14 protein-coding genes are annotated in these 12,758 nt (G+C 62.1%); 3 read left to right on the top strand and 11 right to left on the bottom strand.

What is annotated here, in order from left to right; genetic code table 11:
- Positions 1-83 precede the first annotated feature (83 nt).
- Positions 84-482: a hypothetical protein gene (locus JW799_RS20410; protein WP_240353355.1), complete on the bottom strand. Its 399-nt coding sequence runs from the start codon at positions 480-482 to the stop codon at positions 84-86.
- Between the two features lie 123 nt (positions 483-605).
- Between JW799_RS20410 and JW799_RS20405 the strand changes: the two genes are divergently transcribed.
- Positions 606-944 (top strand): L,D-transpeptidase, encoded by a 339-nt coding sequence (locus tag JW799_RS20405; RefSeq protein ID WP_080840175.1) that lies wholly within the window; start codon positions 606-608, stop codon positions 942-944.
- Positions 945-1,052: 108 nt separating this feature from the next.
- On the opposite strand, the gene JW799_RS20400 is transcribed toward JW799_RS20405, so the two are convergent.
- Genes JW799_RS20400 through JW799_RS20390 form a run of 3 tightly spaced genes read right to left on the bottom strand, consistent with a single transcriptional unit; the run spans position 1,053 to position 2,969 of the window.
- A complete protein-coding gene (locus JW799_RS20400) occupies positions 1,053-1,523 on the bottom strand; it encodes a YhjD family protein (protein ID WP_205431457.1) in 471 nt (156 codons plus the stop codon).
- On the bottom strand, positions 1,520-2,779 hold the full coding sequence (locus JW799_RS20395; RefSeq protein WP_080840179.1) for a DNA polymerase IV: 1,260 nt from the start codon (positions 2,777-2,779) through the stop codon (positions 1,520-1,522). Before JW799_RS20395 ends, JW799_RS20400 begins: the two co-directional genes overlap by 4 nt.
- On the bottom strand, positions 2,769-2,969 hold the full coding sequence (locus tag JW799_RS20390; protein WP_240353354.1) for a hypothetical protein: 201 nt from the start codon (positions 2,967-2,969) through the stop codon (positions 2,769-2,771). The genes JW799_RS20395 and JW799_RS20390 overlap by 11 nt, the downstream gene beginning before the upstream one ends.
- 305 nt (positions 2,970-3,274) lie before the next feature.
- Here JW799_RS20390 and JW799_RS20385 point away from each other — a divergent pair, with 305 nt between their 5' ends.
- Together JW799_RS20385 and JW799_RS20380 are read left to right on the top strand one after the other, a co-directional pair.
- Positions 3,275-3,463 carry a hypothetical protein gene (locus JW799_RS20385; protein WP_205431456.1) on the top strand — a complete coding sequence of 63 codons (189 nt, stop codon included), beginning with the start codon at positions 3,275-3,277 and terminating at the stop codon, positions 3,461-3,463.
- A gap of 377 nt (positions 3,464-3,840) precedes the next feature.
- Positions 3,841-4,164 (top strand): hypothetical protein, encoded by a 324-nt coding sequence (locus JW799_RS20380; RefSeq protein WP_139787314.1) that lies wholly within the window; start codon positions 3,841-3,843, stop codon positions 4,162-4,164.
- A 474-nt stretch (positions 4,165-4,638) separates the two neighbouring features.
- Here JW799_RS20380 and JW799_RS20375 read toward each other — a convergent pair whose 3' ends face one another.
- The 7 genes from JW799_RS20375 to JW799_RS20345 all read right to left on the bottom strand — a co-directional run bounded on the left by JW799_RS20375 (position 4,639) and on the right by JW799_RS20345 (position 12,739).
- Positions 4,639-5,466, bottom strand: a complete 828-nt coding sequence (locus JW799_RS20375; RefSeq protein WP_205431455.1) for a BtpA family protein — start codon at positions 5,464-5,466, stop codon at positions 4,639-4,641.
- A 23-nt stretch (positions 5,467-5,489) separates the two neighbouring features.
- Positions 5,490-6,284, bottom strand: coding sequence for an HAD family hydrolase (locus tag JW799_RS20370; protein ID WP_176220907.1), 795 nt, complete (start codon positions 6,282-6,284; stop codon positions 5,490-5,492).
- Positions 6,285-6,359: 75 nt separating this feature from the next.
- Positions 6,360-7,973 carry a gamma-glutamyltransferase family protein gene (locus JW799_RS20365; RefSeq protein ID WP_080840189.1) on the bottom strand — a complete coding sequence of 538 codons (1,614 nt, stop codon included), beginning with the start codon at positions 7,971-7,973 and terminating at the stop codon, positions 6,360-6,362.
- Positions 7,974-8,034: 61 nt separating this feature from the next.
- Positions 8,035-8,817 (bottom strand): SDR family NAD(P)-dependent oxidoreductase, encoded by a 783-nt coding sequence (locus JW799_RS20360; RefSeq protein ID WP_080840192.1) that lies wholly within the window; start codon positions 8,815-8,817, stop codon positions 8,035-8,037.
- Positions 8,818-9,005: 188 nt separating this feature from the next.
- On the bottom strand, positions 9,006-10,505 hold the full coding sequence (locus tag JW799_RS20355) for an FGGY-family carbohydrate kinase (protein ID WP_205431453.1): 1,500 nt from the start codon (positions 10,503-10,505) through the stop codon (positions 9,006-9,008).
- A 51-nt stretch (positions 10,506-10,556) separates the two neighbouring features.
- The gene (locus JW799_RS20350) at positions 10,557-11,429 is read right to left on the bottom strand and encodes a VOC family protein (protein ID WP_205431451.1); all 873 of its coding nucleotides are present in this window, start codon (positions 11,427-11,429) and stop codon (positions 10,557-10,559) included.
- Complete coding sequence (locus tag JW799_RS20345; protein WP_205431449.1) at positions 11,426-12,739, bottom strand: Rieske 2Fe-2S domain-containing protein; 1,314 nt, start codon at positions 12,737-12,739, stop codon at positions 11,426-11,428. The genes JW799_RS20350 and JW799_RS20345 overlap by 4 nt, the downstream gene beginning before the upstream one ends.
- Positions 12,740-12,758: the final 19 nt, after the last annotated feature.

Here is a 12,758-nt window from a genome sequence, read left to right as displayed (position 1 = left end):
TGAATGAAGCCCTTAACCACATTCTAACAGCAAATGTGCGTTTTCGACATTTTTTTGCAACTTTTCAGGCTGACAATTCCGTTCTACTCGTTTTTTTCGGCGTTTCCGTCGCCGGAATCGCCACGGCCGCCTTCCGTTTCGCCCGCTGCGCTTTTGTCGCCGCCGTTGCCGTTTCCGCTGTTTTTCTTCGCTCCCGGAGGATGAAGCGCCTTGTTCTGGATTTGTCCCGCCGCGGCCGCCACGAGAAAGCCGTTGGCCAGCGCCAGCACGTAAACGCGCCAATCCCCCGCATTCGCTCCGTTCGCCAGCTGCGCCAGCAGCAAAATGACAAACGCGACCAAAACCGCGTATAGATCGGTCGGCAGCCGCTTCGCGTAACGGTCGACCAGCTCTTTCGTGTATTGCACGACAAAAAACGTCAGCAGCGACGCCCCGCCTATCGCCGACAAGGATGCCCAGGTGAACAGTTGGCCCTCGTTCATTTTCGATCGACCTCCGATAGCGCTTTTATGACATCCATATGGCCGTTTTCGTCCGGTTACCCCTGCCTTTTTATCCGCATAAGCTGATTTTGATCAACCATCGCCGCAAAGGAGAGAACGCGCGTGCCCGATTACCGGATTATCGTCGATCTGTCGGATCGGCGGCTTTATTTGCTGGACGGGAACGTCGTCGAACGGGAGTTTCCCGTCGGCATCGGCCGGGCTGCCACGGTAACCCCGGTCGGGGAATACACGATCATCAACAAGCAGGCCAATCCCGGCGGTCCGTTCGGCGCGTTCTGGATGGGGCTGTCGCGGCCGCACTACGGCATCCACGGCACGAACGATCCCTCTTCGATCGGCTATGAAGTGTCGCGCGGTTGCATCCGGATGTACAACGAGGACGTGCTGGCGCTGTCATCGCTCGTCCCGGTCGGCACGCGTGTCACGATTCGTTTCTAACCGCTCCCGGGTCCTGGGCTGTGAAGATGCGAAAAAAAGCCGCTCGAACTCGGGGGGGGGGGGTCGGGTCCCCCTGTTTCGAGCGGCCATTTCCGATCCTTCTGTCCCTCATGCCCTTTTCCCGTCGGTTCGCTGCAGGATTTCTTCCGTGAATTTGGTCATTTTGTTTCGGATCTCCGACCTCATGACTTCCCGCGTAAACCCGACCTTCTCGGTAAATCCGCGGCAGCGAACCTGATAATAATAAATCCCGTCGACGCACTCGTCCTGCATGACTCTTATGTTCCGCTTTCCGAACTCCCGGACGGTGCGCTGAATTTCTCCGCTGATTTGATCCATCAGCACCTGCAGGAAAACGGCGATAACGGATTTTAGCGGATTGGCCGTGGAAAGGATCGCGCGGTGGCTGTTATCGGCCATCGTCAGCATATGCGGCAAAACGACGTAGTCGCGAACGAGATAACGTTCTTCCTCCGTCTGCTGGTTGACCGGTTTCGCGTTGCGCTGTTCGTATTGCTCCTGATGCTCGGTAAGCAGCATTTTCGATTTCCAGCGTTCGTTGCCGTCCAATTTGCTCATCGATAATGACCTCCGATCTGTTCCGCTCTTTCCCGCGCGACGCCCGACTCCAGCAGGGAGGAAGCCCGCATGATCGCCGCATCTCCGAAACGATCCTTGATCGCGTCGGTTGCCTGCTCGATCGCATACGCTGCCGGCCGGTCATCGAATAACGTAAGCTGGTACGCGCTGTCGTCCGACAGTTCGTTGAGCGAAACGAACAAACGGCTAAGCGGCAATCCGCGCCAATGGTCGACGAAAAGCTTGCGGGCGGCGGCGGCCACTTCATGGGTAAGGGAGGTGGCGTGCGGCAGCGTCGTTTGCCGGCCGAAATGCAGCGTTCTTTCGCCGTCCGTTTCGACGGCGCCGACGGAGACGACGCGCCCGATATACCCGTGACGGCGAGCCCTGCGGCATACCTCGACGACAAGCTCCAAAAGCACCACCTCGATATCCTCGAGCCGGCGGTACAAGCTGCTTCGCAGCGCTTTTCCGTGGCTGACCGACTTGAGCGCGCCCCGGATGCCGGGAACGACCGGGGACGGATCGATCCCCCTCGCCGTCTGCCAGTAGTATTCCGCCTGAATGTCGCTCTGCTTGCCCATTTCCCGGCGCATCCGCCGCTTGAACTCGCCCAGTTCCAGCCTGGCCACGTCGCCGATCGTGGGAAGCCCCATTCGGATAAAATGGCGCGTCATCCGATTGGCGACCATGAACATCTGGTGAACGGGCAAAGGCCACAGCTCGGTTTCGATGTTGTCCCGATTAAGTTCGAAAATGCCGTCGGAACGCTTCTTCGCGAAGTTGTCGGTCGCGGTTTTGGCGAGGATTTTCGTCGGTCCGATCCCCACCCGCGACCATACGCCGGTCGAGGCCCTAACCTGCGCCTGAATCTGGCGGGCGATTTCGTAAGGACTCCCGAAAAGCGAGATCGACCCGCTCACGTCCAAAAATTGCTCGTCGATCGAGTACGGCTCCACCAGGTCGGTAAAATTTTCGAATAACTGCGTGATCAACAGCGATATGGAAATATAGCGCTGCATTCGCGGGCGGATGACGACGAGGTCGGGGCATTTGGCGCGAGCCTCGAAGATCCGCTCCGCCGTCGTGACTCCGCGGGCTTTGGCAACCGGACAAGCCGCCAGAATGATACCCGAACGCCGGTCGGGATCCCCGATCGCGACGGGCTTGTTCCGGTATTGGGGGTAGCCCGATTTTTCAACCGAGGCATAGAACGATTGGCCGTCGACCAGGAAGATGGTGCGTTCACGAGGCATGGCCGTTCACCGGCTTCCTCGCCAAAATATTCGACGCTTTGAATACCCGAAACGCCCGTCTCGAGTGGTCGTAGGCCCGCACGCGCCCGTCGATCACGGAGCGGACCGTGATCTTTCTCTGCGTGAACCGTCCTTCGGCGTCTACGTAAATAATCTCCACCGTGTGCCCGACGTACTTCTCCATGGGCATGGCCTCCGCCTCCATTCCGATAATCCCAAACAGAACTTATGTTCCTATTATAATACGAACAATTGTTCCCTTACAACAATCAATTTATTCCTGTTGCCGGGCAAAGTTTCCATTCGCTTGCGGGAATTCGACGTTTGTTTGCAAGGGCCGGAGGCTCGGACGGGTTCGATCCGCCAGGGCAGTTCAGAACGGCCCGCGGGACCGCTCCGCCTTTTCCGTTGCGCGCCGGCCCGGTTTGTGCTATCAATGGAAGGAAAAGAACCGCTTCGGCGGGATCATGCAGGGACAAGAAGGGGAGGGACGACATGAGAACAGCGGATCAGATCAAGCGAAAATACAACGAGCTGGCCGCCCGCAAAAAGCAGCTGGAAGAAGCGGCAAATGCCGGAGGCGAAGCTTCCGCCGCCGGCCAGGCGGCGATCGCCCGCCTCGAGGAGCAAATGCTGCTGCTCGAATGGGTGCTGAACGAGCCGGTAGGCAGCTATCACGGCTAGCGGCCGCGCCCTTGGAAAGCGACATCGGCCGGAAACGACCGCGAAATGGCCGCCGGCGGGAGCAGGCAAGCCATTCGCGGGTCATAAGCGGGCGCGGGGTTTCAACCCGGTTCGTTTCGGGGAAATTGAATATAGAACAATTTTCCATACGAACCAAGGGAGGGATAGGACGGATGCGAAACGGACGAATGCCGCTGCGAACGTACCTGACCAAGCTCATGCTGGAAATCGCGCAAACGCTGCGGAAGGATCGGTCTCCCGGAAACCGCTGAAGTACCGGCCGAACGCGGACAAGCCTTCGCGGCGGGCGGTGCCGGCAGTGTTTTGAGGCCGCCCCGGCCCGCGGGCTCCATTGGATTTCATCAGATTGCATCCAAATGAAAAGCGGTCTATTTGAAGGCTTCGCCGCCCCCGATTGGATTTCATCCAACCAAGGAACGGGTTTTGAGGCATTTCGCCCGAAATCCCCGATTCCCGTTGGTAAAATCCTGCATAGGCCGCTCTGTCGCTTTTTTCTTCCTGTAGATTGGAAGAAATCTGAAGAAATCCAACGAAGGGACGAGCCGGCCTCGCTTTGGAAGGCGGGGACGCTGAAAACCGCTTTGCCTTGGATAGATGGGAATATTGGCTATCAAGGACATGAAATTTCCCCGGCAAAGGCGACCGCCTCAAGCATGCATACGCATGGCGGGCCGAGTTGAGTCGCCACGACTCAACTGGAGCGTTGGCGGACATGCGGAGGCGGCGAGATGGGTAATTTTCACCCAACTGCGTGCGGGCATAGGCGCATAGCGGGCCGAGCTGAGTCGCCACGACTCAACTGGAGCGTTGGCGGACATGCGGAGGCGGCGAGATGGGTAATTTTCACCCAACTGCGTGCGGGCATAGGCGCATAGCGGGCCGAGTTGAGTCGCCACGACTCAATTGGAGCGTTGGCGGACATGCGGAGGCGGCGAGATGGGTAATTTTCACCCAACTGCGTGCGGGCATAGGCGTATGGCGGGCCGAGCTGAGTCGCCACGACTCAACTGGAGCGCGTCCGAGCGGTACGCCTGTGCCCGCAAGCTTGCTCGGACACTTTCACACGGTGAAGAAAAACGACCGCCCGGGGAATTCCCGGACGGTCGCTTAACTGCACACAATATTCGGCTTAACATGCACAGACCCGGCGCGCCCTAGACGGCGTTTTCCACGAGACCCGCGCGGAAGCTTTTCACTTTGCCCATGAACGCCTCCACCCGCTTCGGATCCACATGGTTTTCAAACTTTCCGTCGTATTTGAAGGTGGTGCCGACCACCGCGCCGTCGGAAATCGACAGCTGCTGCTCGACGTTTTCCAGCCGCACGCCGGTGTTCGCGAGCACGACCGTGCCCGGCACCGTCTGTTTGACGCGCCTTAACACTTGCGGGTCGGTCTCGGAACCGGCCGTCAGCCCCGAAACGCAGAGCGCGTCCGGACGATTGTTGAACACCGTCGAGCGCGCGATGCTCTCGATGTCCCGGTCGGCCAAATATTTGGCGGCTTCCGGCACGATGTTGAACAGCAGCTTGACGTCCTGCGCGCCGATGCTCCGCTGATGCCGGATCGTCTCGCCGATGTTCGTGTTCCAGATGCCGAAATCGCTGGCGTAAGCGCCGGTAAAAATTTCGCGCACGAACTTCGCGCCGGTCGCCATCGCCAGGTCCAGCGATTTTTTCGCGTCCCAGAGCACGTTGACGCCGAACGGAATGCGGATGTCCGGCATGAGCTCCCCGATGATCCGGGCCATCGCGGCGACCGTTTCCGTCTTGACATCGGTCAAATACGGCAGGCTGAATTCGTTCGAGAACATGACCGCGTCCACGCCCCCGTCCTGCAGCGCCCGCAAATCCTTGCGCGCCATCGCGATGACGAAGTCCATTCCTTTGTCGCGGTCATAGTAAGGATCTCCCGGCAACGGCAGCAGGTGACACATCGCGATAATCGGTTTTTCGGTTCCGATCACATCTTTCAGCCAGGTCATTTGGCACACTCCCCATTCGCAAGTTAAGTTAAAATCGTTCCCTCCGCGCGTGCGGGCGCCCGCTCCGTCTCGATCGCGTTCAAATCGCTGGCGATGCACGTCGCGAGCCCCCGCATTTTGCGCGCCATGTCCGGATCGTCGGGAATGCCGATCCCGATGCAGCCCGCGGCCCGGGCCATCTGCACGTCCACGAACGAGTCGCCCACCATCGCGATCCGCGAAAGCGGCACGTTCATCTTCTCGGCCGCTAGCAGGAGCATGTCGGGATTCGGCTTGCCTCGCTCGACGTCGGCCGGCGTAATGAGAAACCGCAGTTCGTCCCAGACGCCGTACCGCTCGACGGAAGCTTTCGTCCGCTCGTAGTCGTCGGAGGTGGCGATCCCGAACGGAATCGAAACTTCTTTCAGCCGGCGAAAAATGTCGGGGAAGCCGGGCTTCGGAAGCAACCCCTCGGCCGGCTCGAATTCGCGGTCCGACCGCTCGAACGCGGCGGCGGCGTTCCGGCGGCACTCGCCCCAGTCGCTTCCCGTGACCGATTTCAGCACGGACGCGGTGACGACGATTTCCTCCTGAGGCGAAGCGAGGGCGAATATGCCGTTCGGATCGATCCGCGCCGGCTCCTCCCGCTCGTTCAGCGCGACGCCGAACAGCCGGCACCAGCGGCGGACGCCCTCGTCGCCGAGCGTTTCGCGCAGGCAGCGGATCCGAACCTTGGCGAGCGCTTTCCAGAAATGCTGGGAATCGAACAGCAGGCCGTCTTTATCGAACACGACGACGTCGACCTCGTAGCGCTGTCCGTTAATCCGCAAAGCCGTCATTCGGTCGCCCTCCTGTTCGCGTTTGCTTTCTGCGGCCTGCGCGGGGGACATTCCCCGCTTGCGAAGCCTTCGGGGCTACCAAGCCGCCACGGCTCCGTCGGTGCGGGGATCGGTGCCGCCGCAGAGCACCCCGGTGTCCGGATCGCGCCAGATGATCTGCCCCCGGCCGAACAAGCCGGCGTTTTCGGCGACTTCCAGCTCGTGCCCCCGCTCCGCCAGCTCCCGGGCCAGCTCTTTCGGAAACGACGGCTCGATCAAAATCTTTTTGCCCTCGTCCCACCGCCACCTCGGCACGTCAAGCGCCGCCTGCGGGTTGAGCTCTCCGTCCACCGCGTTCACGACGACCTGGAGATGGCCCTGCGGCTGCATGAACGCGCCCATCACGCCGAACGGTCCGACGGCCTCGCCGTCCCGGGACAAAAATCCCGGAATGATCGTATGATACGTCCGCTTCCCCGGCTCCAGCGCGTTCATGTGGCCGGGGTTCAGGGAGAAGGAATGGCCGCGGTTGTGCAGGGCGATGCCCGTGCCCGGCACGACGAGGCCGGAACCGAACTCCATGTAGTTGCTTTGAATGTAGGAAACCATGTTGCCTTCGCCGTCCGCCGCGCACAGGTAAACCGTGCCGCCGGTCGGAACCGGCGACGGGCGCGGCTCGAGCGCGCGGTCTCCGATCCGCTTGCGCTTCTCCGCCGCATAGGCGTCCGACAGCAGCGAGGCGACCGTTCCCGGCGCCATGCGGGCCGGATCGGTCACTTCCCACAAGCCGTCTTCGAACGCCAGCTTGATCGCTTCGATCTGCCGGTGGACATGCTCCGGCGAACCGAACGCGCTCTCGTCCAGCCCCTTCAAAATATTGAGCGCCATCAGCGTCACGATGCCCTGGCCGTTCGGCGGAATCTCCCAGACGTCGTAGCCCTTGTAGCGGGCGCTGATCGGCTCCACCCAATCGGGCGCAAAGCGGGCAAGATCCTCCTTCCGGAGAAAGCCTCCCGTTTCCCGCGCGAACCGGTCGATCCGCTCGGCCAGCTCGCCGCGATAGAACGACTCCGCCGCCGTTTCGGCGATCTCGCGCAGCGTCCGGGCATGATCCGGCGACGCCCAGATTTGCCCCGGCGCGGGCGGCTTGCCGTTCAGCGTGAACGTCTTGTACCACTCGTCGAAAAGCTCGCCCGTCATTTCCGCGCGGTGGCGGTCGTACGCCATGTTCCAGAAGCGGCTGAGCGTCGGGGATACGGCATAGCCCTCCTCCGCGTAGCGAATCGCGGGCGCAAGCAGCTCGCGAAAAGGCAGCCGGCCGAAACGGCGCGACAGCTCCGCCCAACCGGCCGGCGCTCCGGGCACGTTGACCGGAAGCCAGCCGTATTTCGGCATTTCGCGATGTCCCAGCGCCGCAAGCGCGGCGATGGAGATGCCGGCCGGAGCGGGACCGCTCGCGTTGAGCCCGTGCAGCTTGCCGCCCGTCCAAACGAGCGCGAACGCGTCCCCGCCGATGCCGTTGGAGGTCGGCTCCACGACGGTCAGGCAGGCGGCGGTCGCCACCGCCGCATCGACGGCGTTGCCGCCCTTCTTCAGCATCTCGAGCCCCGCCTGGGCGGCGAGCTGCTGCGAGGTGGCGACCATGCCCTTCCGGCCGTACACGGCCGTCCGGCGCGACGGGTTCGGATAGTGCAGCGCGTCGAACTTCATGAACGATCCCTCCGATCGTAAAGTAGGAGTGCTTGCTTACCGCAATAAGGGCCGGAGCGGATCAAAGCAGATCGGCTCCGCCGGTGACGTCGAGCGCTTCGCCCGTGATGAAGCCGGCGTGGTCGGTCGCCAGAAACCAGACGGCCTTGGCGACGTCCTCCGGCTCCTCCAGCCGGCCGAGCGGCGTCAGCCGAATATACTCTTCCCGCACCTCGTCCGGCGTCATGCCCCGAAGCTCGCCTTCCCATTGCAGTTCCCGGTCCTGCATGCCGGTTTTCACGTAGCCGGGGCATACGCAGTTGACCGTGATGTTAAACGGCGCGAATTCGATCGCCGCGCTTTTCGTGAAGCCGATGACGGCCCATTTGGACGCCGCGTAGTGGGCCAGCAGCGGCACGCCGCGCTTGCCCGCCATCGAGGCGGTGTTGACGATTTTTCCCTTCGCCTGCGCCTTCATGTACGGCAAAGCCGCCTGCGTGCAAAGGAACACGCCTTTGATGTTGACGTTGAAATTGAAATCCCATTCCGCTTCGGTCAACTGCTCGATCCGGTTCATCGTGGAGACGCCGGCGTTGTTGACCAAAATATCGATGCGTCCGAACCGCTCCGCGATCGACGCGAACGCCTCCCCGACGCTGTCCTTGCTCGTGACGTCGATCCGCGCGAACGCGTGCTCGCCGCCTGGGGCGGCGGGAAGCCGCGCCAGCGTCTCCTTCCCGGCCGGTTCGCTCACGTCGGCGACGACGACCGTCGCTCCCGCCTCCGCCAGACGAACGGCGATGCTGCGGCCGATGCCGCTGCCCGCGCCCGTCACGACGGCGATTTGATTGTCGAGTTCTCCCATGTTCGTTCCTCCTGTCGGTTGCCGCGGCCGGAATGGCGCGATCCGGTTCCGACGGGCGCGCCGCGGACGCCCGCGAGGGGCCTGCGGCTGCCGTTTTCGCCGGATCCGTACCGCCTGCCCCTGCCGCCGTCCGTGATCCGTTCGAGATCTGCCCGTTATCCGTCCGTGATCCGCCCGTGATCCGTCCGTCAGCCGTACAGCCCGTTTACCTGCCGAAACGACGGCTTGAGCTGCTCATAAAGCTTCCGGTAGATCGCATAGCTTTTGTCGTATATCGCCGCATCGTCCTTCCGCGGCCGAAAATCCCGGTACTCGGTCAGAAAGCCGGCGATCTGCTCCCACGAGCGGTAGACGCCCGTCGTCTTGCCGGCCAGAAACGCCACGCCCAGCGCCGAGCCCGGATGCGAAGGGTACGAGCGGATGTCCGCGTTCAGCGCGTCGGCGGCGATTTGGCACCAGAACCTGCTTTTGGCGCCGCCGTTCGTCGCCCGGATCGCGGTCGGCTCGAACCCCTTTTCGCGAATGATTTCGATGTGATGCCGGAAGCCGTAAATGACCGATTCCAAAATCGCCCGGAAAATATGTTCCCGCTTGTGCGCGAGACTGAGCCCGAACATGACGCCGCGAGCCTCCGGATCGAAAATCGGGGTCTTCTCTCCGAGAAAATACGGAAGAATGATCAGGCCGTCGGAGCCGGGCGCAACCCGCTGCGCGTCCCGATCCAGCCGGGCGAACAAGTCTGGCGATTCGTCCTGAAGAAACTCCTTGGCGTACCATTTGACGAGCGAGCCGCTGGACGCCATGCAGCCGTTGAGCAAATAGCTGCCGGGACACACGTGATAATCGAAAAAAAGCTCGGGCACGGGGCGAATCTCGTCCGTGCAGTACAGGATGTCGCCGGCGCCGCCGAATTTGATCAGCAGCTCGCCGGGCTCCACGATGCCGGCCGCCAGCGTCGACGCCACGTGATCGGCGCTTCCCGCGATGACCGGGATGCCGGCTTTAAGGCCGGTTTCGGCCGCCGCTTCGGCGCCGACCTCGCCGACGATGTCGCCCGATTCGAACACCTCGGGCAGCCACTGCGGCGCAAGCCCGAAGCCGGAAAACGTTTCCGGAAGCCACTTCCGGGAACGGATGTCGAACATGCCGCTTTCGACCGCCCAGTTCATTTCGAGCGATTTTCGTCCCGTCAGCTTGTAATTGACGTAATCGTAAGAGCCCATCACGGCATGGATCCGGCTCCAGACGTCCGGCTCGTTGCGCTTCACCCAGAGCAGCCGCGGCAGCACGTGCTGCTGGTTGGTGAAGCCGCCGGTCGCCGCGAACAGCTCCGCCTGGGGCAGCGCGCCCTTCACTTCCTCGATCTCCCGGACGGCCCGCGCGTCGTTTTGCTGGATGCTGTTGCGCAGCGGCTCGCCGCGCTCGTCCAGCAGCACGATCGCCGGCACCATGCCGCTGACGCCGATCGCCCGGATGCCGTCCCGCGCGTCCGGCACCGCGGCCAGCGTCTCGCGAACCGCCTTCGCGGCGTTGCTCCACCACTGCCGCGGGTCCTCCTCCGCCCAGCCGTGCCGGGGGGAGAGCAAATGGTGCTCCGCGCTCGTTTGGTAGACGATCGCGTCCTCCGACAGCAGGATGACTTTGACGGCCGTCGTGCCGATATCGATTCCAAGCGCATAAGCGGACATCGCTTTCACCTCGTTTCGTTGGCGGCGGCCATCGCCGCCGCATATCGCCGTCTACAAAATGCCGCACGTCGTCAGCCGGATGCCGATGCCGAACGGATCGCGGAAGTAATAGGCGTCGCCTTTCGCCTCCGTCCGGACGCCGCGGCGCTCCAGCTCCCGCAGAATCAGCTCGATATGGGCCGGATCGGGATAAACGATCGTAAAGAACGAAAGCCCCGTCGCGTCGTCCGGCGTCGGCGGCGCGCCGACGCCCGCCCAGACGTTCAGGCCGATATGGTGATGATAGCCGCCGGCGCCGGTAAACAGCGCCGAAGGCCCGAAGCGCAGCATCGGCCGGAAGCCGAGCAGGCCGCAGTAGAACTCCTCCGCCGTTTTCAAGTCGCCGACGTGCAGATGCACGTGGCCGACCTTCGTGCCGACCGGAAGCCCTTTCCATTCGCCTTCCGGCGCTTCCCGCAGCAGGCCCTTGCCGTCGAGCGGGTCCGTGGACATGTACACCTCTCCGCTCGGCAGCGTCGTCCACTCGGACCGGTCGCGATCCCGGTAAATTTCGATGCCGATGCCGTCGGGATCGGTCAAGTACAGCGCCTCGCTCACGTCGTGGTCCGCCGAGCCGAAGCCGGCTTTCGTCTCAAGCAAGCGCTTCAGCACGCCGCCGAGATCGGCGCGGCTCGGAACGAGCAGCGCGAAGTGGTACAAGCCGCTGTTGCGTCCGGGAGGCAGCACGCGCGCGTTCGGAAGCTCCTCGAGCACGATGAGCGGATACGTGCCGTCGGCCGTCAGCCGCACGAGCCCGCCGTAGCGGTTCAGCACGCCAAGGCCGATCGTTTCGGTGTAATAGCGGACCGACCGCGCCAGATCGCTTACTTTCAAATGCACGGCTCCGATCGCCGTTCCGTCGTGCGCGGCCGGGGATCCGTTCATCCGGCTCCCCCCTTCGTCAGCTCCGGCTTTTCGGTTTTGACCGGCGAGAATGCCGGATTCAGCGGACAGGCTTCCTCCCACGGGATGCCCTTGGGCGCAATGACGCCTTCGCTGTAGATTTTGTCGGTCGGAATCGTTGGGTCGAGGCCGATCGGAGGCTCTCCCTTTTCCATCCGCTTGATCGATTGAAGCACCATGCGCCGCAGCGCGATGACGCCGACGTCGCTCGTGCCGAGATGCTCTTTGGACCGGTCGACGATCGGGCCCATGCTTTCGGTCACCGCGTGATCCTGGTTGCTGATGCCGAGAATGCCGGAGAAATTGTCGCCGTCCATCAGCTCGCGGTTCTGCTTGTAGTTGTTGTCCTTGTTGTAGATTTTTTTATAGTTTTCATCGACCCACAAGCCGCGGCGTTCCTTTTGCGTCTCGTGGTTCAGCGGGCGTTCGAGCGTAAAGTGGACGTCGTAGGACCACGTCGTCGTATCGTCGATCGGCACATAGGCGTGGAACAGGTGGTCCTCCTCCGGAACGCGCGGCGTATAGGCGAAGGACGGCATCAAAATCGGCGCTTCGAGAATGAACTGCTGCGCGTTCTCGGTCTGGTCCGTCTGGCCGACGAACATATTGCGGAAGCCGTACGTCGTCGGCTGCACGCTGAGCAGCGGATTGCGGGAGGTCACCAGCGGATGGGACGGATTGATGCCGAGCTCCGTGCTGAGCGCTCCTTCCTTCATGTCCTGCTCCTTCAGGGCCAAATGCGCGAAGGAGGCGTGCATGTAGTCGATTTCGTTTTCCCAAATTTGCATGTAGTTGCATTCCTGATACACTTTCGCGACCATCCGGTGCGACTCCGGCAGCGACGTCCAGATGAAATTCGGAACCGGCGGCCGAAGCTCGGGAGGTCCCATATACGTCCAGGCGATGCCTCCCGCTTCATGGACGGGATAGCTTTTGTTTTTGATTTTTTCCTTGAATTTGCTGTAATCGGGCTCCGAGGGCATGCTCGTGCAGGCGCCTTCCGTATCGAACGCCCAGCCGTGGTAAATGCAGGTCAGCCCGCAATCGTCGTTGCGTCCGAGCGTAAGCGACGTGCCCCGGTGCGGGCAAAACTCGCCCAAAAGGCCAAGTGTGCCTTCCTTGTTGCGGTAGGCGACGAGCCGCTCTCCGAGCAGCTTCACCGGAAGCGGCGCGCCGCCGGCTTGAAGCTCCTCCGACAAAAAGGCCGGAATCCAGTACCTGCGGAACAGCTCGCCTGCAGGCGTGCCTTCTCCGACTTGCGTAATCCTTTCATTGTCTTTTTGCGACAGCATGCGGTTTGCCTCCGTTTCG

Source organism: Cohnella algarum (genome assembly GCF_016937515.1).
Taxonomy (GTDB): Bacteria; Bacillota; Bacilli; order Paenibacillales; family Paenibacillaceae; genus Cohnella; species Cohnella algarum.
Note: the sequence above shows the minus strand (reverse complement) of the source record. Positions and strands in the feature narration are given on the sequence as shown.

Excerpts from the sequence above, each read along its gene's own strand:
- JW799_RS20410 (WP_240353355.1), bottom strand. The coding sequence starts at position 482 with ATGAACGAGGGCCAACTGTTCACCTGGGCATCCTTGTCGGCGATAGGC.
- JW799_RS20400 (WP_205431457.1), bottom strand. The coding sequence starts at position 1,523 with ATGAGCAAATTGGACGGCAACGAACGCTGGAAATCGAAAATGCTGCTT.
- JW799_RS20395 (WP_080840179.1), bottom strand. The coding sequence starts at position 2,779 with ATGCCTCGTGAACGCACCATCTTCCTGGTCGACGGCCAATCGTTCTAT.
- JW799_RS20390 (WP_240353354.1), bottom strand. The coding sequence starts at position 2,969 with ATGCCCATGGAGAAGTACGTCGGGCACACGGTGGAGATTATTTACGTA.
- JW799_RS20385 (WP_205431456.1), top strand. The coding sequence starts at position 3,275 with ATGAGAACAGCGGATCAGATCAAGCGAAAATACAACGAGCTGGCCGCC.
- JW799_RS20380 (WP_139787314.1), top strand. The coding sequence starts at position 3,841 with ATGAAAAGCGGTCTATTTGAAGGCTTCGCCGCCCCCGATTGGATTTCA.
- JW799_RS20375 (WP_205431455.1), bottom strand. The coding sequence starts at position 5,466 with ATGACCTGGCTGAAAGATGTGATCGGAACCGAAAAACCGATTATCGCG.
- JW799_RS20370 (WP_176220907.1), bottom strand. The coding sequence starts at position 6,284 with ATGACGGCTTTGCGGATTAACGGACAGCGCTACGAGGTCGACGTCGTC.
- JW799_RS20365 (WP_080840189.1), bottom strand. The coding sequence starts at position 7,973 with ATGAAGTTCGACGCGCTGCACTATCCGAACCCGTCGCGCCGGACGGCC.
- JW799_RS20360 (WP_080840192.1), bottom strand. The coding sequence starts at position 8,817 with ATGGGAGAACTCGACAATCAAATCGCCGTCGTGACGGGCGCGGGCAGC.
- JW799_RS20355 (WP_205431453.1), bottom strand. The coding sequence starts at position 10,505 with ATGTCCGCTTATGCGCTTGGAATCGATATCGGCACGACGGCCGTCAAA.
- JW799_RS20350 (WP_205431451.1), bottom strand. The coding sequence starts at position 11,429 with ATGAACGGATCCCCGGCCGCGCACGACGGAACGGCGATCGGAGCCGTG.
- JW799_RS20345 (WP_205431449.1), bottom strand. The coding sequence starts at position 12,739 with ATGCTGTCGCAAAAAGACAATGAAAGGATTACGCAAGTCGGAGAAGGC.